Here is a 23,501-nt window from a genome sequence, read left to right on the forward strand (position 1 = left end):
AAAAACAATGGCACAACTCTTCGAGGTTCACCCCGACAACCCGCAGGTCCGCTTCCTGAAGCAGGCCGCGCAGATCATCGACAAGGGCGGCATCGCGGCCATTCCGACGGATTCCAGCTATGCCCTGGTCTGCCATCTGGACGACAAGGCGGCCGCCGAGACTCTCAGGCGCATCCGCGGCGTCGACGACAAGCACCACCTGACCCTGCTATGCCGTGATCTGAGCGAACTGGCCAGCTATGCCCGAGTGGACAACAAGCAGTACCGCATGCTCAAGCTGGGTACGCCGGGCCCCTTCACCTTCATTCTCGAGGCGACCAAGGAGGTGCCGCGCCGCCTCAGCCACCCCTCGCGCCGCACCATAGGCCTGCGCGTGCCCGAGCACCGGGTGACGCAGGAACTGCTGGCCATACTCGGCCAGCCGCTGCTGGCCACCACCCTGATCGCGCCGGGCGACAGCGAGCCGCTGAACGACGCACAGGAGATCGCCGAGCGCTTTGACCACCAGCTGCAGGCCATCGTCGATGCCGGCGCCTGCGCCATGCAGCCGACCACGGTGGTCGACCTCAGCGACGACGAGCCGGTGCTGGTGCGGCTGGGTGGCGGCGATCCGGCCCGGATCGGTCTGTAGCCCGGATGCAATCCGGGGCCCCGGATTCCATCCGGGCTACGGCTCCAAGGCCGCCAATATCGCCTCGCGGTCGAAACCGACGACGCGACGGCCGCGCACCACAAAGGTCGGCGTGCCCTGTGCCTGCAGCGCCTGGAACTGAGCCAGGCAGGCGGCATCGGTCTCGATGAAGCACTCGCGGTGCGGCACCGCGTGGGCGTTGAGCCAGCTGCGCGCCTTGGCGCAGAAGTAGCAGGTGGTCGACGACAGCATCACGATGTCGCCGGGTTTCACCGCAGCCTGCAGGCGTGAGGCCTGATCAGCCGCCTGCCAGCTGCGCAGGCCCCAAGCCGCGCCCCAGGCGAGGGCTGCGACCACGATCAGCGGCAGCCAGGTCTTGCGAAAAGTGTTCATGGCCGGTCAGAGCCCGACCATCAAGCTAAGTTCAGAGCGCCGCCGTGACGACGATCTCGACCTTCCACTCCGGCTTGGCCAGCCTGGCCTCGACGGTGGCGCGCGGTGGCGTGTGGCCGGCCGGCACCCAGGCGTCCCAGGCGGCATTCAGGCCCGGGAAATCGGCCAGATCGGCGATGAAGATCTGCGCCATCAGGATGCGCGTCTTGTCGGTGCCGGCGCGGGCCAGCAGCGCATCGATCGCGGCCAGCACCTGCTGGGTCTGACCCTGCGCGTCCTGCGTGGCATCGCTGGGCACCTGGCCGGCCAGGTAAACCGTGCCGTTGTAAACGGCCATTTCCGACAGACGCGGACCGACATCAAAACGCTGAACCATGACTACTTGCCCTTTTTGTGTGAATGGTGATGGTGCGAATGCCCACGCGGATGGGCATGGACTTGCTTGTGCGCGGCAGCCGGCGCAGCGCCCGCGGCTTTCTGCCCCAGCTTGCTTTCCTTGCCGGCCAGCAGCTTGCGAATATTGCCCTCGTGGCGCCAGATCAAGAGCAGGCCCATCACGCCTATGGCCAGCACGACCGGGCCGCCGCCCCAGATCAGCATCTGGTAGAACGGCGCGAACGCAGCCGAGACCATGGAGGCCAGCGAGGAATAGCGCGAGAAGTAGGCAATGATCAGCCAGGTGACCAGCGTGGCGCCGCCCAGCAGCGGGTTGATCGCCAGCAGCACGCCGGCGGCGGTCGCGACACCCTTGCCCCCCTGGAAGCGGAAGAACACCGGCCACAGATGGCCCAGAAAGGCCGCCAGGCCGACCATGGCCGCCGTGCCCTCGCCCAGGCCATAGGGCTGGCCGAACAGCAGCACCAGCAGTACCGGCACATAGCCCTTCAGCGCGTCGAACACCAGGGTCAGGATGGCGGCCGCCTTGTTGCCCGAGCGCAGCACGTTGGTGGCGCCTGGATTGCCCGAGCCATAGCTGCGCGGATCGTTCAGGCCCATGGCCTTGCTGATGATGACGGCAAAGGACAGCGAGCCGACAAGATAACCGGCCAGTGCGGCCAGCAGGGGATAGAGGGTGTCTTGCATAGCCGGCTATTGTGCACCGGCACAGCTCACCGGCCGGGCCTGCACCAGCGTGGTCAGCAGCTTCGGGTCGATGCCGACCAGATAGCCGCGCCGTCCGCCGTTGATGCAGATCTTCGCCAGCTCCAGGATGCTGGCCTCGACGAACACCGGCATGGCCTTGCGCGTGCCAAACGGCGAGGTGCCGCCAACCATATAGCCGCTGTGGCGCTGGGCCACCTCGGGCTTGCAGGGCTCGACCTTCTTGCAGGGGATCTGCCGCGCCAGCTCCTTCAGGCTGACCTGGCAGTCGCCATGCATCAGCACGATCAGCGGCTGCGCCTTCTCATCCTGCATCACCAGGGTCTTGACGACCTCGTGCTCGGGCACGCCCAGCTGTTTGGCCGACTCGGCCGTGCCGCCATGTTCCACGTAGTCGTAGACATGCTCGGTGAAGGCCACGCCCTGCTGGCGCAGGAACTGCGTGGCCGGGGTTTCGCTGACGTGTTTGCTGTCTTTCTTGCTCATGAGTCAAGCATAAATCGTTCGCTATTCGCCCCGTCAACGGCGCACGGGAGACTGCACCTTTTTGCGGCAATCCAAGGCAAAGCCAATGCCGGCGCGGCCTGGCGGCCTCCGTCCTCATCTTGCCCCCGGACTTATCCACAGAAACAAGGCATAAGATTGTGCGGATTTGGGAGCCTCGATGCTGACCGAGTTGATCACAGGCCTGCGTTTGCAAACTCCGGGCCTCGCGCAGGGCCTGCATTTCAACAACGGTGGCGCCGGCCTGCCCTCGCAGGCCACGCTGGACGCGGTGATCGGGCAGCTGCAGCTCGAAGCCCGACTCGGCCCCATGGAGGCGGCCGCCGCGGCACAAGAGGGCGTGGACCGTGCCCGCGCGAACGCGGCGCGACTGATCAACGCCAGCGTCGGCGAGATCGCCTTCGCCAGCTCCGGCTCCAGCGCGCTGGGCCTGGCCGTGGCCGCGCTGCTGTCGACCAATAAGCCCCTGCAGGCCGGCGAGCGCATCCTCGTCGGCCGTCAGGAATGGGGCGGCTCGCTGGCCACGTATCAACGCATAGCCCAGCGCACGGGGGCCACCGTTGAGGTGATCCCGTGCCGCGAGGACGGCAGTGTCGACCCCGAGGCCTTGGCGCCCATGCTGGACGCGCGCGTGCGCCTGGTCTCGCTGACCTGGCTGCCGGCCAATGGCGGGCTGATCAACGACGCCGCGGCGATCGGCCGCATCACCCGCGCCGCCGGTGTGCCCTATCTGATCGACGCCGGCCAGGCCGTGGGCCAGTTGCCTGTGGACGTGCAGGCGCTGGGCTGCGACATCCTCAAGAGCGCGGGCCGCAAGCATCTGCGCGGGCCGCGCGGCACCGCCCTGCTGTACGTGCGCCAGGCGCTGCTGGAGCAGCTGGAACCGGTGTTCGTCGACGTGCAATCGGCCGCCTGGACCGAGGACCAGGCCCGGCTGCGCAGCGATGCCCAGATGTTCGAGACCAGCGAATCGTCGCTGGCGCTGACCCTGGGGCTGGGTGCCGCGCTGGAGCTGGCAACGCGCCTGGACCTCGCCCAGGCCTTCGCCCGCGTGCAGCGCCTGGCCGAGCAACTGCGCGAGGCCCTGCGTGAACTGCCGGGCATCACCGTGCAGGATCTGGGTGGCCCCGGGCGCTCCGGCCTGGTGTCGTTCACCGTCGCGGGCATCGCCGCTGCCGAGGTGAAACGCCGGCTGGCGCTGCAGAACATCGAGGTCGGCGCCAACGGCGTGCCCTACACGCCGCTGGACATGCAGGCCCGCGGCCTGGACGGCATCGTCCGCGCGACGCTGTCCTATCTGAACACCGAGGACGAGGTCCAGCGCCTCGTCGAAGCGCTGGCCCGGCTGAAGTCTTGACAGCGACTACTGCGCCGGATCCCGCATCTGCCAGCGGATCTGGTCGATCTGCATCACCAACTCGGGCGACAGCACCATGCCCCAGGCCTTGATGTTCTCGTCCAGCTGGGCCTGGGTGGTCACGCCGATGATGGTGCTGGCGGTCTGCCAGCGGGTGTAGCACCAGGCCAGGGCCATCTGGGTGGGCGTCAGGCCGTGGGCCACAGCCAGCGCGTTGTAGCGGCGCGCGGCGGCCAGCGTGTCTTCGCGGGCCCAGCGCTGCTTCTTCAGGCTGTCGAAAATCGCCAGGCGCCCGGGCTTGGCCGGATCGGCGATGCCCTGCGCGTCGTACTTGCCGGTGAGCGCACCGAAGCCCAGCGGCGAGTAGGCCAGCAGCGACACCTCGTGGCGGTGCATCGCCTCGTCCAGCCCCATCTCCAGCACGCGATTGACCAGGCAATAGGGGTTCTGCACGGTGGCGATGCGCGGCAGGCCATGCTGCTCGGCCAGGTGCACGAACTCGCACACGCCATAGGCCGTTTCGTTGCTGACACCGACATGCCTGACCTTGCCCGCCTTGACCAGGCGGCCCAGGCCTTCAAGTTGCTCGTGGATGCCGCTCAGGCCGGGGTTGTCCTTGGCAGGGTCGTAGCTCAGGCCGCCGAACATCGGCACATGACGCACCGGCCAGTGGATCTGGTAGAGGTCGATCACATCGGTCTGCAGGCGCTGCAGGCTGGCCTCGCAGGCGGCAACGATGTCGTCTGCCGTCAGGTTCGGGCTGGCATTGCGAATCCAGTCATAGCCACGCACCGGGCCGGCCACCTTGGTGGCCAGCACCACTTTTGATCGCATGCCGGGTTTGCGTGCGAACCACTCGCCGATGATGGCCTCGGTCGCGCCATAGGTGGCGGCACGGGCCGGCACCGCATACATCTCGGCGGTGTCGATGAAGTTGATGCCCTGCTCAACGGCGCTGCTGAGCAGCTGGTGGGCGAGATCCTGCCCCACCTGCTCGCCAAAGGTCATCGTGCCCAGGCAGATCTTGCTGACGCGCAGATCGCTGCGCCCCAGGGTGACGTGTTCCATATCCAGACTCCGCGACGGCTTAAAGCGGCGAGTGTGCCCCAGACCCGTCGGGGCACAGCGTCGGCTCGCAGGCCGGTGCCTGTGTCAGCTTGAGCTGGGGCTCCTGGCGCATCAGCCACAGCGCCAGGGCCAGCGCGGCCAGCACCAGCAAAGCACCGAGATAGCGAGGAAATCTTGAGCGCGACATGAATGTCAATTTACTTAAGGCATCGAATTTTTATTGTTTTACAGTAAACTTCATCGAAATACAAGCCTGCACAGCGACCCACCACACCCATGCACCCAAGCCTGCCCCGGATCCGAATGCTGTCGCGCTGCGTGCGTGCCCTGTGCGGCCTGGGCGCACTGTGCCTGATCGTGCTGCCGGCCTTTGTCTGGTCATCACCGGATTGGATCGAACAGACGGCCGCTTCGCAATGGGGCCTGGCGGCCCATGCCATCCAGCTCGGCTTGCACAACCGCCTACTCGGCGCGGCGGCCTCGATGCTGCCGGCCCTGGTGGCGCTGTTCGTGCTGTGGCAGGTCTGGTCGCTGTTCGGTGCCTACGGCCAGGGCCAGATCTTCACGCCGGCCTCGGTGTTGCGGCTCAAGCGCGTAGCCCAGGGCATGTTGTGCCTTCCGCTGGCCCAGCCGCTGTCGGTGGCCCTGGTGGGCCTGGCGCTGACGATGGACAACCCCAGCGGCCAGCGCGCACTGATACTGAATGTGCATTGGCATGACTATCTGGCCCTGCTGTTCGGCCTGATCATGCTGGCCATCGCCAGCGTGATGGCCGAGGCGGTGCGTGTGGCCGATGAGAACGCCGGGTTCATCTGACCGGGCAAGCCCAGACATGCCCATCATCGTGACCCTGGACGTGATGCTGGCGCGGCGCAAGATGCGCTCGCGCGAGCTGGCCGAGCGCATCGGCATCACCGAGGCCAATCTGTCGCTGCTGAAGTCGGGCAAGGTGCGCGGCGTGCGCTTCGATACCCTGCAGCAGATCTGCGAGGTGCTGCAATGCCAGCCCGGCGATCTGCTCAGCTACGAGACCGGCCGGGCTGACGAAGAATGAGGCGAATCAGCCCCACCCGTCGTGCGGCAGTGCTGATGCTGACACTGCTGGTGCACACCGGCATCTTGTGGCTGATGATGCAGTTCAGGCCCGGGGCGGGCAATCCGGTAGCGCCGCAACAACGCTTGATGGTGCAGCTGATCGCCGAGCCTCGGCCGGCAGCAACGCCGCCCTTGCCTGCTCGGACAGGCCTGGCGCCACGCCCCGAACCACGGCCGATCAGGCAACCCGTCGAGGCGCCGCCAGCCGCCACGATCACCGCTGCCCTGCCCACTGAACCCGCGGCCAGTGTCGCCGCTCCGGAGCCGGCCGCCTCCAAACCCTGGCTGGACCCCGAGAAGACCCGGCTGGCCGTACGCCAGCTCGCCGCCCAGCCCTCGATGCGCGAACAGGCCGCGCAGGCCAGTGAGGCGCCGCGCCGGCTGACGGCCGGAGAACGCTTCGGCCAGGAGGTCCAGCAGGCCGCCACGGGCGACTGCCTGAAGGGCGAGTTCCTGGGCGGCGGCATGGGTCTGCTCAGTGCGCCGTTCTGGGCCCTGGCCGAGGCGCGCGGCAAGTGCCGGCGTTGAGGCTCACCCACCCGATCCACCTCTTACTGACCCCCGCCATGACACCAGGCCTCAAGCTACTCGCCACCGCCCTGCTGCTGATCAGCACCGCCACATCCGCCGCCGAACCAGAGCAGTTGGACAAGGTGACCGTCCAGCTGCAGAAGGATCCGGCCATCATGCCCTATGGCCGCATCAACGAGCTGCTGGGCCTGCTGCAGCGCCACGGCCAGGGTCTGTTCCGTCTCGAGTTCAAGCTCACGCCCAGCGACCCGTCCAAACCGTTGGGCAAGGTCCAGATCGCCTTGCAGCATGCCGATCGCTACATCCCCATCGTGCCCAACGCCGATCAGGTGTTCGATTTGCCGGTATTGCCGCAGGAGCAGGCCAGGGAGGCCGATCTGGCCACCAATCAGGCCAAGGGCAGCCTGGGTATTCGCGCCACCCTGCGCCTGACGACCCCGACCGAGCAGCTGGACATGGCGCAGGTGCGCCGCATCATGAAGACCGCACACACGGTGCGCAGCGAGGTGTTGCCCTGGTACCTGCGCATGTTCTTCCCCCAGGTGCTGGGCGTGCGCGTGTGCAGCGACCAGCCGCGGTGGGAGCTGGAGTGGCCTGAGCAGGGTCAGCTGCTGGCCGTGCCGCTGAGCGCCGACCCCAAGGACCGCGACCCGGACGCCGTCAAGGGCGAACCGAGCCGCTTCTGTACCACACTCAGCGGTCAGGAGCAGTGGCCGGATGCGGCACGCCTGGTGGCGCCAAGCGGCAGCCGGCTCAGCATGCGGGCCAGCGCGACCCGCTGACGACGATGGGCCTCAGTGACCTGCCTGGGCCAGGTAACGCTCCTCCTCCTGCAGCCGCAACACCCGGCGCTGCACCTTGCCGGTGGTCGTCATCGGCAGGGCGGCGATGAACTCGATCTCCTTAGGGTACTCGTAGGGCGCGAGCTTGCCGCGCACATGCTGCTGCAGCTGCTCGACCAGGGCGGCCGAGCCCTCGAAACCCTCTGCCAACACGACAAAGGCCTTGACCACCGCGCCGCGCTCGGCGTCGGGCTTGGGCACGACGGCGGCATTCGCCACCGCCGGGTGCTTGACCAGGCAGTTCTCGATCTCGCTGGGGCCGATGCGGTACCCGGCGGCCTTGAACAGGTCGTCGCTGCGGCCCTGGTACCAGAGGTAGCCGTCCTTGTCGATCAGTGCCATGTCGCCGGTGCGGCACCAGGAGTCGCTGACGTCCCCGGTGAACTTGGCCCGCGTTGCCTCCTCGTTCTTCCAGTAGCCCAGAAAGAACACCGGGTCCGGGTGGCCATGGATATCGCGGCGGTGCACGGCAACGTCGCCGGCCACGCCGACCGGGCACTCGTCGCCCTCATCGTCGAGCACGGCCACGCGGTGGCCCGGGTAGGGCCTGCCCATGCTGCCGGGCTTGGCCGGCCAGTAGCGGGCGCAGTTGCCGACGATGTAGTTGACCTCGGTCTGGCCGAACATCTCGTTGACGGTGACGCCCAACTCGTCGCGGCAGTAGGCGAACACCGCGTCGCCTACCGCCTCGCCGGCGCTCATCAGCGCCTGCAGCTTGATGGCAAAGCGCTGCTTGGGATGCGGTACGGCCTTCATCATCGCCTTCAGCGCCGTCGGGAACAGAAAGCTGTGGGTCACCGCATGGCGCTGCAGCAGCTCGAAGGCCCGTTCGGGCGCAAAGCGGCCTTGGTAGGCAACGATGGGGCGGCCGAAATACAACGTCGGCAGCAGCGCGTCCATCATGCCGCCGGTCCAGGCCCAGTCGGCCGGGCTCCAGAACACGGCATGCGAGGGCTCGTCGGGCTCGTCGAAGCCGAACCAGTTCTGGCTGGCGACAAAGCCGGTCAGGTTGCCGATCAGCGCCCGGTGCGGCAGCAGCGCCCCCTTGGGCGGGCCGGTGGTACCGCTGGTGTAGATCAAGAGCGCGGCCTCGTCGGCCTTGGTCTGCTCGGCGGTGAAGCGGGTCGATTCGCGGGCCAGGGCCTTGTCCCAGTCCAGGTCACCGCTGCCGGCGGCCAGGCCGACGGCGATCACGCAGCCCAGCTCGGGGCACTTACGCCGCACCGCGCGCAGATTGGCGATGCTGGACTCGTCGGCGATGGCCAGCACCGCCTCGCTGTGCTGCAGCCGGTATTCCAGCGCCTCGGGGCCGAACAGCATGGACAGCGGCATCGCCACCGCACCCAGCTGGTACAGCGCCATATGGGCGACGGCGGTCTCGAAGCGCTGCGGCATCACCACCGCCACCCGGTCGCCGCGCTCCACGCCCTGGCGGCGCAGCGCCCCGCTGAGCTGGTTGGCCGCCTGCTGCAGCTGGGCGTAGGTGTAGTTGGCGCAGCGGCCGTCCTCGTGCTCGTAGCGGATGGCGATGGCATGCGGGGTGTGACGGGCCCAGCGGGCGCAGCAGACCTCGGCAATGTTGAAGCCCGCAGGCACCTGCCACTTGAACTGCCCATGCAGCTGGCGGTAGTGGTCTGGGCCGCCCGGCTGGGGCTCACGAATCGGCATCAATGGCACTCCTTTTGTCTCACATGCTATCGGTTTGGCAGGATTTGGCGAGGGGCGCAACCCTCGGGCGCGGCCTTTCAGGCCTGCTTGCAGCAGGTTCGCGCACCGCACAAGCCTGCGGCGTCAAGCTCAAGTCGGCATCACCAGCACCGAAAACAGCAAGACGTGGCCCCAAAACGGGCATTTACTCACGTTTGCGCCGTGCCGGCCCTGGAAAACCCGGGCTTCAATCAGGCGCTATTCGCACGAAAACGCCTCACACGAGGCGAATAAGCAGTCTCCTCGTCATGAACGGCAACACCCCGCCCGACATCACCCGAGGACGACTCACATGCAATTCGCTCCGCTCGCCACAGTCAAGCACCGCATCAAGCTGGGTGTTCCGCTGCCATTCAATATCCGCAACAACGACCACACGCTGCTGCTGGCCCGGGGCAAGGTGATCAGCAGCGAGGAACAGATGGATGCGCTGTTCGAGCGCGGCGCCCTGGTGGATTCGGAAGAGCTGCACAGCTTCCGCAACGAGCTGAACAGCGCTCGCCCCGAGGACCTGCCGGGCCTGTGGAGCCAGAGCATGGAGCGGGTCGGCAAGACGCTGCGTGCCAATGTGCAAAAGGACTTCTGCGATGCGCTGGACGCCGCGGCCAAGCCGGTGCTGGCGCTGATCGAGCATGACCCCGACCTGGCCATCTTCCAGGTAGTGCGCCAGCAGGCGGCAGGCAAGACCCACTACGGCGTGCAGCACGCCATCCACTCGGCCATCGCCACCTATCTGGCCGGGCGGCGCCTGGGCTGGACCCTGCCCCGCGTGCAGACCGCATTCAAGGCCGCCTTGACGATGAACATCTCCATCGTCGAGATGCAGGCGCGGCTGGCGATGCAGGTTTCGCCGCTGACCGCCAATCAGCGCAAGGCCATCGACGAACACCCGCAGCGCAGCGTCGAGATGCTGCGCGAGGCCGGCATCGGCGACGATGAGTGGCTGACCGCCGTTGGCCAACACCACGAAAACGAGGACGGCAGCGGCTACCCGGGCAAGCTCTGCAAGCTCCAGGAGCTGGCCGCCCTGGTGGCCCGCACTGATGTGTTCACCGCCAAGCTGAGCCCGCGCATCAACCGCAACCCTGTGCCCGCCCACCAGGCCGCCCGCGACCTGTTCATGCGCGACCAGGGCCACCCTATGACGGCAGCCATCATCAAGGAGTTCGGTGTCTATCCGCCGGGCTGCTTCGTCAGGCTGGCCAGCGGCGAGGTGGGCATCGTCATCAAGCGCGGGGCCGGCGCCAATACGCCCGTCGTCGCGGCGCTGACCAACAGAGAGGGTGACGCGATGATGGAGCCGGTGCGGCGCAACTGCGCCACGGCCGGCCATGGCGTGACCGGCGTCGTCGATGAGCGCACGCTGCGGGTGCGCGTTTCACCGGAGAAGCTCGCCGCGCTGGCGGCCAATTGATCAGCCCGTGCCGAGCTGCTGCAGCGCCTCGCCGGTGACCCGGCAGATGCGCCAGTCCGGCATCACCGTGGCACCCATCTTCTGGTACAGCTGGATGGCATTGGCATTCCAGTCCAGCACGCTCCATTCGAAGCGGCCGTAGCCGCGCTCGACGGCGGTCTGCGCCAGTCGCCTGAGCAGGGCCTGGCCCAGGCCGGCGCCGCGATGGGCGGGATTGACGTACAGGTCTTCCAGGTACAGGCCGGGCTTGGCCAGGAAGGTGCTGAAGTTGATGAAGTACAGCGCGAAGGCCACCGGGCCGACGCCGGGCGCCTCGGCCACCAGCGCCTCGGCCACCGGCTTGTCGCCGAACAGGTGGGGGGCCAGGGTCTCGGGCGTGACCTGCATCAGGTGGCTGAGGCTTTCAAACTCGGCCAGCTCGCCGATCATGCCGACGATGGCAGACAGGTCGGCCGGGGTGGCCGGGCGCAGGATGTAGGCGGTATCAGATGGGTTCATGGGCCGATTCTGTCACCGCGCGGACACCGCACCCGCCCGGTCTGGCCTAACATTCGGCGATGCAATCTCCCGCCAACATCCCCAACTACGCCCCCAAGCGCCACGCGCACAGCGTGTTCGTGCCCGTTCGCGGGCACCGCTACCACTGCCATGTCTGGGGCGAGGCCTCGATGGTCACGCCCGAGCGGCCGCCGCTGGTGATGGTGCACGGCTGGATGGATGTGGGCGCGTCCTTCCAGTTCGTCGTCGATGCGCTGAAGCAGGATCGGCTCGTGATCGCCCCCGACTGGCGCGGCTATGGCCGCACCGAGGGCCCGGCGACCGACAGCTACTGGTTCCCGGACTATCTGGGCGACCTCGACGCCCTGCTCGACAGCCCCGAACTGGGCCTGGGCCCGGACAGGGTGATCGACCTGGCAGGCCACAGCATGGGCGGCAATGTGGTGATGAGCTTTGCCGCGGTGCGCTTTGCCCGCATCCGCCGGCTGATCAATCTGGAGGGCTTCGGCCTGCCCGAGACCCGCCCCCACCACGCGCCACGCCGCCTGGCCCAGTGGCTGGACGACCTGAAGACGCCGCAGCGCCTGAAGACCTATGACAACCTGGCCGCGGTGGCCGAGCGCCTGCGCAGCAACAACCCGCGCCTGGCCGAGGACAAGGCGGCCTGGCTGGCGCCCCACTGGTCGCGCCTGGCCGAGGACGGCCAATGGCATATCCAGGGCGACCCGGCGCACAAGCGCACCAATCCGATGCTGTACCGCAAGGACGAGATCCTGGAAGGCTGGAAGCTGATACAGGCGCCGACGCTGTGGGTCGAGGGCGCCGACACCGATGTGGCCCGCTTCTGGGGCGACAGCTATCCCCGCGCCGACTTCGAGGCCCGCATCGCCCTGGTGCCCAAGCTGAGCAAAGCCAACCTGGCCGATTGTGGCCATATGCTGCACCACGACCAGCCGCAGGCGTTGGCGGCCGCGATCGAAGGTTTTCTGGATTCGTAGCCCGGATGCCAATCCGGGGCCCCGGATTGGCATCCGGGCTACGAAGGCTGCAACCAGCGGCGCTGTGCGGCCACTCCCTGCAAGGCCCTGAAGCTGCAATCCCGGCTTTGAGCGCGCAGGGCCGGCCACAGCTTGAGCAGCAACTCGGCGGTCGCCAGCGCGTCGGACACCGCCTGGTGGCGCGTGGCGCAGACGATACCGAAATGGGCCATCCATTCATCCAGCGAATGGGCTCGCACGCGGGGTAGCAGCACCGGCGCAACCGCCGCCAGATCGACCCAGCGGTTGCCTGGCTTGCGGCCCAGGTGCTGACGCATGGCGCGGCCGATCATGCCCTCGTCAAAGGCACTGTGAAAGGCGACCAGCGGCGCGTCGCCCAGCCACTGCTCGAAGACCAGCAGGGCCTGCACAGGATCCATGCCCTGACGCTGCGCACCGACGCCGATGCCATGCAGCAGGATGTTGGGCTTGTCGGCACGCTCCGCCTCGTGACGCAACACCAGCTCGAAGCTGTCGCCAAGGGCGATGCGCGGCGGCGCATCGCCCCGCAGCTGCAAGGCCACGGCGCCGATGGCCAGCAGATGGTCATGCTCGATGTCCAGGCCGCTGGACTCGACATCGATCACCACCCAGCGGGTCGCGGCCACCGGGGCCGGGGCGCCCAGCCAACGCCGCAGCGCACCGACGCCACTCATCGCTGATAGTCCAGCTCAAGGCGCTGCTGCAGGCGCCGCGCCACCCTGAGGCTTTCCTTGAGCATGCGCCGGTCGATGTCATTGAGAGTGGCCAGGTCCAGCCGGTTGGGTTGATCGGGGTCCGCCCCCGCGGCCTCCATCTGCAACCGCAGGCGCAACCACTGCAGGAATTCGAAGGCAGCAACCCAGGCCTCATGCTCATGGGCCGGCACCTGCAGCGCGCGGCCCATGGCCTCCAGCCGCGCGCGCGTGCCGACCTGGGGCACGCCATGGGCCAGGGCATACAGCCGCGCGACGTCAACGAACAGGGCCGTGCCCTGCAGCTTCAGGTCCAGCCATTCGTGCCCGTCATCGACCGTCGTCTCGACGCCGCCCAGCCAGCTCAGCGGCGCGCGCTGGCGCAGCGCGTTGTCGGCCATCTGCTTCATGAAGCGGGGCAGGCGCGGCGCGTGGGTCAGCACCAGCTGCTGCAGCGGCTCGGCCAGTGCGGTGTTTCCGACCAGCGGCCGCAGGTCGAAAAAGATGCTGGCATGCAGCAGATCCTCCGGCGCGCCATGCTCCAGCCACTCATTGAAACGGGTGCACCACTCGGCTACGTTGAGGCAGCAGGCCGGGTTGCCGGCCATGATGCCGCCCTTGCACAGCGGATAGCCGCAGGCGTCGAGCACCTCGTTGACCTCGCGCCCGAAGGCCAGCCACTGCGGGCGATCACGGTCGGGGGCATCGCTGTCGAAAATCAGGCCGTTGTCCTGATCAGTCGCAATGGTCTGCTCGCTGCGCCCCTCCGAGCCAAAGGCCAGCCAGCAGGCCCGGCCCAGATCCACCCCGTGGCGTGGCGCCACGAGGTCCAGCGCGCGCCGCGCCACCAGGTCATTCAGGTGGCTGATCAGCTCGCTGAGCTGGCGGGCAGCCACGCCCTGGCCCAACAGACTGCGCGCCAAACGCCGAATGTCAAGCGCCATGGCGCGCAGCGCCGGCAAATCGGCCGCAGAGCGGATGGCGCCACTGACCTGCTTCACCGACAGACGCTGCATCGCAAACAGATCGCGCTCGGACACCACATTGACCAGGCGCCCCTGCTCGACCACGGGCACATGGCGCAGACCATAGCGCGACATCAGCAGCATCGCGTCCTGGGCGGTGGCGGCCACATCCAGGCAATGCACCGGCGCCGTCATCACCTCGGCGATGGTTGCGCTCAGGCTCAAGCGCGGCAGCACGACGCGGCTCAGCAGATCGTGGCGAGTGAGAATGCCCAGCGGCCGCTGCGCCTCGTCAACCGCCAGCACCGAGCCCACGCGGCGTTCATGCATCAGCGCCAGCGCCTCGCTCAGAAGCGTCAGCGGGGGCACGCCCAGCGGCTGCTTGCGCGCCAGGGCGCCCAGCGAGGTCTCCATCGACTGCTCGGCCAGCGACTGCGAGGCGTAGGCAGATTGCAGCGCACGCCGCGACAGCTCCAGCAACTGCGCCACACGGCGGTTCAGGTGGTCGGCAAATGGCGGGCTGCGGGCCGCCAGCGCCTGCACGGTGGCAAGGGGCACGAGCAGGCAGAACACGTCCTCCGACGCGGTGTAGGTGGCAGTGACCGCACGGCCGCCCAGCAGCGCGCCGACCGGGAACATATCGCCCACATCGAACTGGAAGCCACCGGCCGTCTCGGCCAGGCCGTGACGCCCACTGACATGGCCCTGGCGCAGGTAGTAGAGCTGCTGCACCTGGCCCTGCTGCGGACCCAGCACCTCTTCGCCCGGGGCGAAGTAGGCCTGCGTCGCCGCCGTGACGAAGGTGTCGACGTCGGCTATGCCCATCAGCGAGAACGGCGGCTGGCGCATCAATTCGCCGCGCATCTGCTGCAGCAGGCTGTGCGACGGTGTGCCCGTGGAGGCAGGGGCGGCAGGGGCGGCAGGCAACATCGACACTCCCGAGTCCGATCGCGCAACAGCTTAGCCCGACTAAGCCTGGCGCCATTGATGGCGGACAAGAAAAAACCCCGCATCGCTGCGGGGTTCGGATGGGGCGCCGGGGATTGCCCGGCGCCATCAAGCACTCAGGCCTTGCCCAGGTTCAGGTCGGGGTAGCGCACATGCTCCACCAGCTCCTGGGTGTCCTTGCTCGGCGCAGGCGTGAGCAGGCTGACGATGATGATCACCGCAAAGCCCAGCGGCACGCCGAACAGGCCGGCCGAGATCGGCAGAATGCCCCACCAGAGCTCGATCGGGGAGGTCACGCCGAAGATGCCGCGCAGCCAGGGTTGGGTCGTCACCATGTAGTAGAAGGTGATGCCCAGACCCGAGGCAATGCCCAGCGAGGCGCCCCACTTGTTGGCCCGCTTCCAGAACACCCCCAGCACCAGGGCCGGGAAGAAGGCCGCGGCCGCAAACGAGAACGCAGCGGAGACGAGGAACAGGATGTCGGCCGGCTTCTGCGAGGCCACGTAGGCGGCCGCCAAAGCCACCACCAGCAGCAGCACCTTGGAGATGGTGACGCGGCGTGCGGTCGAGGCGTTCGGGTCGATCATCTTGTAGTACACATCATGCGACAGCGCATTGGCGATGGTCAGCAGCAGGCCGTCCGCGGTGGACAGCGCCGCGGCCAGACCACCGGCCGCAACCATGCCCGAGATCACGTAGGGCAGGCCGCCGATCTCCGGCGTGGCCAGCACGATGATGTCGCCACCGATGCGCATCTCGCCAAGCTGGAAGATGCCGTCCTTGTTGACATCGGCCACCGCCAGCAGGGCCGGATCCACTCTGGCCCAGTTGGTGATCCAGGCCGGCAACTGGTCGAACGGGGTGCCCACCAGCACGGTGAAGACCTCGTACTTGACCAGCACCGCCAGGGCCGGCGCGGTGAAATAGAGCAGGAAGATGAAGAACAGGCTCCAGGTCACCGACTCACGTGCCTCCTTCACCGAGGGCGTGGTGTAGTAGCGCATCAGGATGTGCGGCAGCGCGGCCGTACCCACCATCAGGCAGAACACCAGGGCCAGGAAGTTGCGACGCGATTCGTCGTAGGTCTTCTTGGCCTTTTCGTCGCCGTTCGGGTCGCCGGCAAACTGCTGGGCATGCGTGGGCATGCCGGCCAGCGGCTTGGCACGGCCTTCGTTGGCCGCCTTGGCCGCGGCCCAGGCCTTCTTCGCCTCAGCCTCGTCCTTGGGAAGCGCGGCCAGCGCCTTCTTGGCCGCATCCTGATCGGCCGCAGGTGCGTTGGCGGCGGTCAACTCCGCCACCTTGGCCTCGGCCTTGGCCTTGTCGGCCGCCAGGGCGGCCGGCACGTCCTTCAGCTTGGCGTCGAACTCGGCAGCGCGGGCCTTGAAGATATTGATGACCTCCTGCTCTTTCGGGTCGGCCTTGATCTTCTTCTCGGCCTCGGTCACCTTCTCCAGTTGGTAGCCGTAGATGGCCTGGGGCACCGGGAAGCTGGTCTGCTTCACCGACAGCCAGACCACCGGCACCATATAGGCAATGATCAGGATGATGTACTGGGCCACCTGGGTCCAGGTCACCGCCCGCATGCCGCCCAGGAAGGAGCAGACCAGGATGCCTGCCAGACCGACGAAGACCCCGACCTCGAAGGCCAGACCCGACAGCCGCGCGGTGATCAGGCCCACGCCATAGATCTGCGCCACCACATAGGTGAAGGAGCAGAGGATGGCGGCGATCACGCCCAGGACGCGCGGCAGATTGCCCTCATAGCGCGCACCAAGGAAGTCGGGAATCGTGAACTGGCCGAACTTGCGCAGATAGGGCGCCAGGAACAGCGCTACCAGGCAGTAGCCACCGGTCCAGCCCATGATGAAGGCCAGGCCGCCATAGCCCGTCAGGTACAGGGTACCCGCCATGCCGATGAAGGAGGCGGCCGACATCCAGTCGGCGCCGGTGGCCATGCCGTTGTACATGGCCGGCACGCGACGGCCGGCGACGTAGTACTCGCTGGCGTCCGAGGTGCGGCTCATGAAGCCGATGCCGGCATAGAGCAGCACGGTGGCGATCAGGAAGATGAACCCGATGTACTGCCGCGGCAGCCCCATTTGCTCCAGAATCGCCAGGATCACGATGAAGGCCAGGAAGCCGCCCGTGTACCAGGTGTAGACCTTGTTGAGCTGCTTCTTGAATGCGGAATTGGCGGCCGTGCTGATCACGCCGCCGCTGGTGGGAATTGCGCCTGCCATGTCATTCCTCCTCGGCCACGCCGTGTTCCTGGTCCAGGCGATTCATCGTCCTCGCGTAGTACCAGATGATCAGGCAATAGACGATCAGCGCGCCCTGGGATGCGACCCAGAAGCTGAACGGCCAGCCAAAAAAGGTGAAGTTCAATTCGCGGGCATAAAAGCCCACGACGAAGGTCACTACGAACCAGATCGCCAGCAGAACGCCTGTGAGTCGCAGGTTCTTCTGCCAGTACTGGTGGTGTCTTTCGGTCAACTGCATCGCTGTCGTCTCCTTTGTTGTGAAGCCGGCTAGGGGTCCGAGCGCCGGGCACCGATGACGACCCCCTGCGCCAACAGCGCGCAGACTGCGTGGGAGCGTCTGTCTTACGCGAGCAGTCCGGTCTCGCGCTCAAGCTGAGCGGCGACCTTGGGCTCGAAACCCTTGAGGTGGGCGATGATGCGCCGCGTCTCGTCGGGTTCTTGACGGTCCATGTGAACCCGGGCCAGCTGGTACCAGCCGTAGGGACTCATGGGTTGCAGTTCGGTGCTGCGCTTCAGCGCCGCGATGGCGTCGTCAAAGCGTTGCAGACGTATCAGGCACAGGCCCAGGCCATACCAGGCGCGGTCGAGCTTGACGTCCAGGGCCAGCGCGCGGCGGAAGGCCGCCTCGGCCTCATCCAGTCGCGACTCGGCTTCCAGCAGGAAGGCCAGATTGAACCAGTCGCCGGCACTGCGCTGCGGCGCCACGGCCACCAGCGCCTGCAAGTCGGTGATGGCCTCGGTCCGCGCATCGCGCTGCGAGCGCAGATGGGCACGGCTGGCCAGTGCGTAGCCATCCGTCGGCCACCGGGCCAGCATCTCGTCGTAGATCTGCTCCGCACGCAGGCGCTGTCCCAACACCAGGGCGCCGATAGCCCGAAGCTTGAGCAGACGGTAGTGCCAGACGGAACGCCGAGTCAGCGACATTGCGCCACTCCCAGTTGCAGGCAGACATTGATCTTGACCACCGTCACCACCAGCCACAGGCTGAGCATCAGCAGGAAGGCGGCGAGCGGGATGTGGCGGTCGAGCACGACGCGCGGGCTGATCAGCCGCGTCAGCTTCACAAAGGGCTGGGTCAGCACCTGCAACAGCTTGTAGAAGAAGTTTCCCTCGCGCTTCTGGCCGGCCAGCAAGCCCAGCAACCACTGCCCGACCATGGCCAGCAGGGCAATCTCGGCGATCAGCTTCAGGGAGGAAGTCAGCAGGAGCATCTGAAGTGCCTTTTGTTCGCTGACCGCACTGTGCTTCCAGCGCGCTTACAGTATTCTGACAAACCACCCCCTCCCTGGGCCAGCCCCACTATCGATAACCCTCGAATCAGTGGGTGCGGACGGCCGAGCCTGGCGCTTGGCCCGCGGCCGGGCCGTCCATGAGAAAATAGCGGGCTTGCAGGACCGGTAGCGGCCAACCAAGGTCGCGCCCCAACCAAAGAACATCATGGACATCGAACGCATCAACACCATCGGCAGCACCCTGACCGACCTGACAGCGCGGACCGCCGCGCTAAGGGGGTATCTTTGACTACGACCGCAAAGCACTGCGCCTGAACGAGGTCAACGCCGCCCTCGAAAACCCCACCGTCTGGAACGAGCCCAAGCGCGCACAGGAGCTGGGCAAGGAAAAGAAGACGCTGGAAAACGTCGTCGAGACGATCAACCATCTGGAAAGCAATCTCAGCGACAACCTCGAGTTGTTCGAGATGAGCAAGGCCGATGACGATATGGACGGCCTGGCGGCGATCGAGGCCGAGGTGGCCACGCTGAACGGAATCGTCGAGCAGCTCGAGTTCCGCCGCATGTTCAACAACCCGGCCGATCCGAGCAACTGCTTCATCGACATCCAGGCCGGCGCCGGTGGCACCGAGGCCTGCGACTGGGCCGGCATGCTGCTGCGCCAGTACCTGAAGTATTGCGAGCGCAAGGGCTTCAAGGCCACGCTGGAAGACCAGACCGACGGCGACGTGGCCGGCATCAAGAGCGCCACGATCAAGGTCGAGGGCGAATATGCCTTCGGCCTGCTGCGCACCGAGACCGGCGTGCACCGCCTGGTGCGCAAGAGCCCGTTCGACTCATCGGGCGGCCGCCACACCAGCTTTGCCTCGCTGTTCGTCTATCCGGAGGTCGACGACTCGATCGAGATCGACATCAACCCGGCCGATGTACGCACCGACACCTTCCGCGCCTCGGGCGCCGGCGGCCAGCACATCAACAAGACCGACTCGGCGGTGCGCCTCACGCACATCCCGACCGGCATCGTCGTGCAGTGCCAGGACGGCCGCAGCCAGCACGGCAATCGCGACGTGGCCTGGAAGCGCCTGCGCTCGCGCCTCTATGACTTCGAGATGCGCAAGCGCATGGAAGAGCAGCAGAAGCTGGAAGACACCAAGACCGATGTCGGCTGGGGCCATCAGATCCGCAGCTATGTGCTGGACCAGAGCCGTATCAAGGACCTGCGCACCAACTACGAAACCTCGGCGACGCAGAAGGTGCTGGACGGCGACCTCGACCCCTTCATCACCGCCAGCCTGCAGCAAGGCGTTTAAGCCAGCGATCCGCGTAGCCCGGATGCTTTTCCGGGAGCCAAACCGACCGACAGCCCCGGATTCCATCCGGGCGACGAACACGAGAGAGCCCGACATGCGTGAAGGCACTGCCCCCCTCATCCACCGCGAAGACTATTGCGCGCCCGTCTACTGGATTCGCACCGTTGATCTGTGCTTCGATCTGGAGCCGGCCAAGACCCTGGTCACCAGCAAGATGCAGATCGAGCGCAACAGCGCCGTCGCCCACGGCCCGCTGCGCCTGCATGGCGAGGAGCTGACCCTGCTGCGCGTGTTGATCAACGGCGAGAGCGTGTCCTTCCGGCAGGAGGGCGACGAGCTGGTGATAGACAACGCGCCCGACGCCGACTTCGCGCTGGAGATACGCAACACCTGCGCGCCCGAGAAGAACACCGCGCTGAGCGGTCTCTACACCTCCGGTGGCGGCTTCTTCACCCAGTGCGAGGCCGAGGGCTTTCGGCGCATCACCTATTTCCTGGACCGCCCGGATGTGATGGCCGTCTATTCGGTGCTGCTGCGCGCCGACAAGGCCAGGTACCCGGTGCTGCTGTCCAACGGCAATCTGCTGGAGCAGGGCGCACTGGACAACGGTCGCCATTTCGCCAAATGGCACGACCCCTTCCCCAAGCCCAGCTATCTGTTCGCGCTGGTGGCCGGCGACCTGGTGGCGCGCGAGCAGCGCATCACCACCCGCTCGGGCAAGGACCATCTGCTGCAGGTCTATGTGCGCCGCGGCGACCTGGAGAAGACCGAGCATGCGATGAACTCGCTGATCGCCTCCATCGCCTGGGACGAGGCCCGCTTCAAGCTGCCCCTGGACCTGGAGCGCTTCATGATCGTCGGCGTGTCCGACTTCAATATGGGCGCGATGGAGAACAAGGGCCTGAACATCTTCAACACCTCGGCCCTGCTGGTATCGCCCGCCACCGCCACCGATGCCGACTTCAACCGCATCGAGGCCATCGTTGCGCACGAGTACTTCCACAACTGGACCGGCAACCGCGTGACCTGCCGCGACTGGTTCCAGCTGAGCCTGAAGGAAGGCCTGACCGTGTTCCGCGATCAGGAGTTCAGCATGGACATGGCGGCCGCGCCGTCGGCCCGCGCCGTCAAGCGCATCGAGGACGTGCGCAATCTGCGCGCCATGCAGTTCCCGGAGGACTCGGGCGCGATGGCCCATGCGGTGCGCCCCGACAGCTATGTCGAGATCAACAACTTCTACACCCCGACGATTTACGAGAAGGGTGCTGAAGTGGTGCGCATGTACCAGACCCTGGTCGGCCGCGAGGGCTTCGAGAAGGGCATGACGCTGTACTTCGAGCGCCATGACGGCCAGGCGGTGACCTGTGACGATTTCGCGGCGGCGATCAACGATGCCAACCCGGGCAGCGAGCTCTCCACCCGCCTGGACGCCTTCAAGCGCTGGTACTCGCAGGCCGGCACGCCGCGCGTGCAGGCCCGTGGCCGCTTCGATGCCTCCGCCCGCACCTGGACCCTGGATCTGGCCCAGGCCAATCCGCCCACACCGGGGCAGGACGACAAGCTGTCCCAGGTGATCCCTGTCCGCATGGGCCTGCTGAGCCACGCCGGTGCCGCCCTGCCGCTGCAGCTGCAGGGCGAAGACGCGGCAGCCGGCACCGAACGCGTGCTGGTGCTGGACAAGGCCGAGCAGAGCTTCACCTTCGTCGGTCTCGACGAAGCGCCGGTGGCCTCGCTGCTGCGCCAGTTCTCGGCCCCGGTGGTGCTGGACGACGGCCTGACCGACGCCGAGCTGCTGGTGCTGCTCAAGTTTGATACCGACGCCTTCAACCGCTGGGAGGCCAGCCAGCGCCTGGCGCTGAACCGCCTGCTGCCCGTGGTGCGCTCGGGTGAAGAACTGACCCTCGACACCGCCTATATCGATGGCATGCGCGCCGTGCTGCGCAGCGATCAGCTCGACTCCGCCTTCAAGGCGCTGGCGCTGACCCTGCCCAGCGAGGGCTACATCGCCGAGCAGCTGGACGTGATCGACCCGCAGCGCATCCATGCCGCCGTGGGCACCATGCAGCTGCAGCTGGCACGGGCGCTGCGCGACGACTGGCAGGCCGCTTTCGAGGCCAATCAGGTGGCGGGAGGCTATTCCGCCGACCCGGTCTCCTCCGGCAAGCGTGCGCTGGCCAATCTGGCCCTGCAGATGCTGGTGCTGGATGCGGTGCAGACCGGCAACGACATCTGGCCCGGCCGCGCCTATCAGCGCTTCAAGGACGCCGGCAATATGACCGAGCGCATGGGCGCGCTGACGGCCCTGGTGTTCGCCCGCGCCGGCCTGGCCCAGCCGGCGCTGGAACGCTTCCACGCGCTGTTCAAGCATGAACCGCTGGTGATAGACAAGTGGTTCGCGCTGCAGGGCCGTGCGCCCGAGCTCGACGGCCAGGTCTTTGCCCGCGTCAAGCAGCTGATGCAGCACCCGGACTTCTCGCTGAAGAACCCGAACCGCGCGCGCAGCCTGATCTTCTCGCTGTGCCTGTTCAACCCGGCCGCCTTCCACCGCACGGACGCCGCCGGCTATGTGTTCTGGGCCGACCGCGTGCTCGAACTGGACGCCATCAACCCGCAGGTCGCCGGCCGTCTGGCCCGCGTGATGGACCGCTGGACCAAGCTGGCCGAGCCCTATCGCAGCGCGGCCCACGAAGCCCTGGCCCGGGTGGCGGCCAAGCCGGATCTGTCCAGCGACGTGCGCGAGGTCATCGATCGCGCCCTGAATGTGGAGCATGCAGCATGAGTGTCGGTAGCAAACGGGTCAGCCTGACCCAGTATCTGGTCGAGCAGCAGCGCAACCATGGCCTGATCCCCTCACAGCTGCGCCTCCTGATCGAGGTCGTGGCCCGCGCCTGCAAGAGCATTGCCATCAGCGTCAACAAGGGCGCCCTGGGCGAGGTGCTGGGCACCGCCGGCAGCGAGAACGTGCAGGGCGAAATCCAGAAGAAGCTGGACATCATCGCCAACGAGGTACTGATCGAGGCCAATGAATGGGGCGGCCACCTAGCGGCCATGGCCTCGGAGGAGATGGAAGGCATCTATGTCGTACCCAACCGCTTCCCACAGGGCGAGTACCTGCTGATGTTCGACCCGCTCGATGGTTCGTCGAACATCGATGTGAACGTCAGCATCGGCACGATCTTCTCGGTGCTGAAGAAGCCCGGGGACAGCAAGGGCGTCAGCGAAGACGACTTCCTCCAGCCGGGCACGGCCCAGGCCGCCGCCGGCTACTGCGTCTATGGCCCGCAGACCACCCTGGTGCTGACCGTGGGCGCCGGCGTGGCCATGTTCACGCTGGACCGCGAGCAAGGTTCCTGGGTGCTGACGGCCGACGAGGTGCAGGTGCCCGCCGACACCAAGGAGTTCGCGATCAATATGAGCAATATGCGGCACTGGGCGCCGCCGATGAAGCGCTATATCGACGAATGCCTGGCCGGCAAGACCGGGGTGCGGGGCAAGGACTTCAATATGCGCTGGATCGCCAGCATGGTGGCCGATGTGCACCGCATCCTCACACGGGGCGGCGTCTTCATGTACCCCTGGGACCAGCGCGAGCCCGAGAAGGCCGGCAAGCTGCGCCTGATGTACGAAGCCAATCCGATGGCCTTCCTGATCGAGCAGGCCGGCGGCGCCGCCACCAACGGCCAGACCCGCATCATGGAGCTGCAACCGACCAAGCTGCACGAGCGCGTGGCCGTGATGCTGGGCTCCAAGCACGAGGTCGAGCGCATCACCGCCTACCACCTGGAAGCCGGCGCCGAAAAGACGCTATAATTGCGGGCTTAGCGTGCCGGTGTAGCTCAGTTGGTAGAGCAGCTCATTCGTAATGAGAAGGTCGAGGGTTCGACTCCTTTCTCCGGCACCATCAAACACCTGGCCCAGCCTCAAGCGCTGGGC

25 protein-coding genes and 1 tRNA gene are annotated in these 23,501 nt (G+C 66.8%); 12 read left to right on the forward strand and 14 right to left on the reverse strand.

The features are described from left to right. The first annotated feature begins 7 nt into the window (after positions 1-7). Entirely contained in the window at positions 8-631 is a 624-nt protein-coding gene (locus tag DES47_RS19275; RefSeq protein WP_133702374.1) for an L-threonylcarbamoyladenylate synthase, read from the forward strand. Positions 632-667: 36 nt separating this feature from the next. On the opposite strand, the gene DES47_RS19280 is transcribed toward DES47_RS19275, so the two are convergent. From DES47_RS19280 to ybaK, 4 genes are read right to left on the reverse strand one after another with little or no spacing between them, the layout of a single operon-like run. After that, positions 668-1,024 (reverse strand): glutaredoxin family protein, encoded by a 357-nt coding sequence (locus tag DES47_RS19280; RefSeq protein WP_133702375.1) that lies wholly within the window; start codon positions 1,022-1,024, stop codon positions 668-670. 31 nt (positions 1,025-1,055) lie between these two features. Beyond that, positions 1,056-1,400 carry a RidA family protein gene (locus tag DES47_RS19285; protein ID WP_133702376.1) on the reverse strand — a complete coding sequence of 115 codons (345 nt, stop codon included), beginning with the start codon at positions 1,398-1,400 and terminating at the stop codon, positions 1,056-1,058. Positions 1,401-1,402: 2 nt separating this feature from the next. Then, complete coding sequence (plsY, locus tag DES47_RS19290) at positions 1,403-2,107, reverse strand: glycerol-3-phosphate 1-O-acyltransferase PlsY (protein WP_133702377.1); 705 nt, start codon at positions 2,105-2,107, stop codon at positions 1,403-1,405. Between the two features lie 6 nt (positions 2,108-2,113). Continuing rightward, positions 2,114-2,611: a Cys-tRNA(Pro) deacylase gene (ybaK, locus tag DES47_RS19295; RefSeq protein ID WP_133702378.1), complete on the reverse strand. Its 498-nt coding sequence runs from the start codon at positions 2,609-2,611 to the stop codon at positions 2,114-2,116. A 166-nt stretch (positions 2,612-2,777) separates the two neighbouring features. Between ybaK and DES47_RS19300 the strand changes: the two genes are divergently transcribed. Then, entirely contained in the window at positions 2,778-3,986 is a 1,209-nt protein-coding gene (locus DES47_RS19300; protein WP_208115055.1) for an aminotransferase class V-fold PLP-dependent enzyme, read from the forward strand. Between the two features lie 6 nt (positions 3,987-3,992). Here the strand turns inward: DES47_RS19300 and DES47_RS19305 are convergent, their stop codons facing one another. After that, positions 3,993-5,054: an aldo/keto reductase gene (locus DES47_RS19305; RefSeq protein ID WP_133702380.1), complete on the reverse strand. Its 1,062-nt coding sequence runs from the start codon at positions 5,052-5,054 to the stop codon at positions 3,993-3,995. A gap of 19 nt (positions 5,055-5,073) precedes the next feature. Next, positions 5,074-5,241, reverse strand: a complete 168-nt coding sequence (locus DES47_RS28800; protein ID WP_166652076.1) for a hypothetical protein — start codon at positions 5,239-5,241, stop codon at positions 5,074-5,076. Positions 5,242-5,357: 116 nt separating this feature from the next. On the opposite strand from DES47_RS28800, the gene DES47_RS19310 reads away from it, so the two are divergent. From DES47_RS19310 to DES47_RS19325, 4 genes are read left to right on the forward strand one after another with little or no spacing between them, the layout of a single operon-like run. Further along, a complete protein-coding gene (locus DES47_RS19310; protein ID WP_166652077.1) occupies positions 5,358-5,870 on the forward strand; it encodes a DUF2975 domain-containing protein in 513 nt (170 codons plus the stop codon). A 16-nt stretch (positions 5,871-5,886) separates the two neighbouring features. Continuing rightward, a complete protein-coding gene (locus tag DES47_RS19315; RefSeq protein WP_133702382.1) occupies positions 5,887-6,108 on the forward strand; it encodes a helix-turn-helix domain-containing protein in 222 nt (73 codons plus the stop codon). Between the two features lie 35 nt (positions 6,109-6,143). Then, a complete protein-coding gene (locus DES47_RS19320; protein ID WP_133702383.1) occupies positions 6,144-6,677 on the forward strand; it encodes a hypothetical protein in 534 nt (177 codons plus the stop codon). A 38-nt stretch (positions 6,678-6,715) separates the two neighbouring features. Beyond that, on the forward strand, positions 6,716-7,462 hold the full coding sequence (locus tag DES47_RS19325; RefSeq protein WP_133702384.1) for a hypothetical protein: 747 nt from the start codon (positions 6,716-6,718) through the stop codon (positions 7,460-7,462). A gap of 12 nt (positions 7,463-7,474) precedes the next feature. On the opposite strand, the gene DES47_RS19330 is transcribed toward DES47_RS19325, so the two are convergent. Then, entirely contained in the window at positions 7,475-9,190 is a 1,716-nt protein-coding gene (locus DES47_RS19330) for an acetate--CoA ligase (RefSeq protein ID WP_133702385.1), read from the reverse strand. A gap of 331 nt (positions 9,191-9,521) precedes the next feature. Here DES47_RS19330 and DES47_RS19335 point away from each other — a divergent pair, with 331 nt between their 5' ends. Continuing rightward, the gene (locus DES47_RS19335; RefSeq protein ID WP_133702386.1) at positions 9,522-10,643 is read left to right on the forward strand and encodes an HD-GYP domain-containing protein; all 1,122 of its coding nucleotides are present in this window, start codon (positions 9,522-9,524) and stop codon (positions 10,641-10,643) included. Here the strand turns inward: DES47_RS19335 and DES47_RS19340 are convergent, their stop codons facing one another. Continuing rightward, the gene (locus DES47_RS19340) at positions 10,644-11,141 is read right to left on the reverse strand and encodes a GNAT family N-acetyltransferase (protein ID WP_133702387.1); all 498 of its coding nucleotides are present in this window, start codon (positions 11,139-11,141) and stop codon (positions 10,644-10,646) included. A gap of 59 nt (positions 11,142-11,200) precedes the next feature. Between DES47_RS19340 and DES47_RS19345 the strand changes: the two genes are divergently transcribed. After that, on the forward strand, positions 11,201-12,139 hold the full coding sequence (locus DES47_RS19345; RefSeq protein ID WP_133702388.1) for an alpha/beta fold hydrolase: 939 nt from the start codon (positions 11,201-11,203) through the stop codon (positions 12,137-12,139). Between the two features lie 38 nt (positions 12,140-12,177). On the opposite strand, the gene DES47_RS19350 is transcribed toward DES47_RS19345, so the two are convergent. From DES47_RS19350 to DES47_RS19375, 6 genes are all read right to left on the reverse strand, one after another. Then, the gene (locus DES47_RS19350; RefSeq protein WP_133702389.1) at positions 12,178-12,834 is read right to left on the reverse strand and encodes a 3'-5' exonuclease; all 657 of its coding nucleotides are present in this window, start codon (positions 12,832-12,834) and stop codon (positions 12,178-12,180) included. Further along, on the reverse strand, positions 12,831-14,747 hold the full coding sequence (locus DES47_RS19355) for a DUF294 nucleotidyltransferase-like domain-containing protein (protein ID WP_133702390.1): 1,917 nt from the start codon (positions 14,745-14,747) through the stop codon (positions 12,831-12,833). Before DES47_RS19355 ends, DES47_RS19350 begins: the two co-directional genes overlap by 4 nt. Before the next feature lie 134 nt (positions 14,748-14,881). Beyond that, positions 14,882-17,005, reverse strand: a complete 2,124-nt coding sequence (locus tag DES47_RS19360) for a sodium:solute symporter family protein (protein ID WP_133702391.1) — start codon at positions 17,003-17,005, stop codon at positions 14,882-14,884. 1 nt (position 17,006) lies between these two features. Beyond that, complete coding sequence (locus DES47_RS19365; protein ID WP_133702392.1) at positions 17,007-17,264, reverse strand: DUF4212 domain-containing protein; 258 nt, start codon at positions 17,262-17,264, stop codon at positions 17,007-17,009. 104 nt (positions 17,265-17,368) lie between these two features. Beyond that, positions 17,369-17,950: a tetratricopeptide repeat protein gene (locus DES47_RS19370; protein WP_133702393.1), complete on the reverse strand. Its 582-nt coding sequence runs from the start codon at positions 17,948-17,950 to the stop codon at positions 17,369-17,371. After that, positions 17,941-18,237, reverse strand: coding sequence for a hypothetical protein (locus DES47_RS19375; protein ID WP_133702394.1), 297 nt, complete (start codon positions 18,235-18,237; stop codon positions 17,941-17,943). Before DES47_RS19375 ends, DES47_RS19370 begins: the two co-directional genes overlap by 10 nt. Positions 18,238-18,463: 226 nt before the next feature. On the opposite strand from DES47_RS19375, the gene prfB reads away from it, so the two are divergent. From prfB to DES47_RS19395, 4 genes are all read left to right on the forward strand, one after another. Beyond that, positions 18,464-19,568 (forward strand): peptide chain release factor 2 gene (prfB, locus tag DES47_RS19380; protein ID WP_133702395.1). Its coding sequence is split into 2 segments (ribosomal slippage): positions 18,464-18,544 and positions 18,546-19,568, totalling 1,104 coding nucleotides; the frame shifts between segments, so codons are not numbered across the junction. 94 nt (positions 19,569-19,662) lie between these two features. Continuing rightward, the gene (pepN, locus tag DES47_RS19385; RefSeq protein WP_133702396.1) at positions 19,663-22,347 is read left to right on the forward strand and encodes an aminopeptidase N; all 2,685 of its coding nucleotides are present in this window, start codon (positions 19,663-19,665) and stop codon (positions 22,345-22,347) included. Next, positions 22,344-23,378: a class 1 fructose-bisphosphatase gene (locus DES47_RS19390; protein ID WP_133702397.1), complete on the forward strand. Its 1,035-nt coding sequence runs from the start codon at positions 22,344-22,346 to the stop codon at positions 23,376-23,378. The genes pepN and DES47_RS19390 overlap by 4 nt, the downstream gene beginning before the upstream one ends. Before the next feature lie 15 nt (positions 23,379-23,393). Then, positions 23,394-23,469, forward strand: a tRNA-Thr gene (locus tag DES47_RS19395). Positions 23,470-23,501 lie beyond the last annotated feature (32 nt).

This window comes from Roseateles toxinivorans, assembly GCF_004362525.1.
In the GTDB taxonomy this organism is placed as follows: domain Bacteria; phylum Pseudomonadota; class Gammaproteobacteria; order Burkholderiales; family Burkholderiaceae_C; genus Paucibacter; species Paucibacter toxinivorans.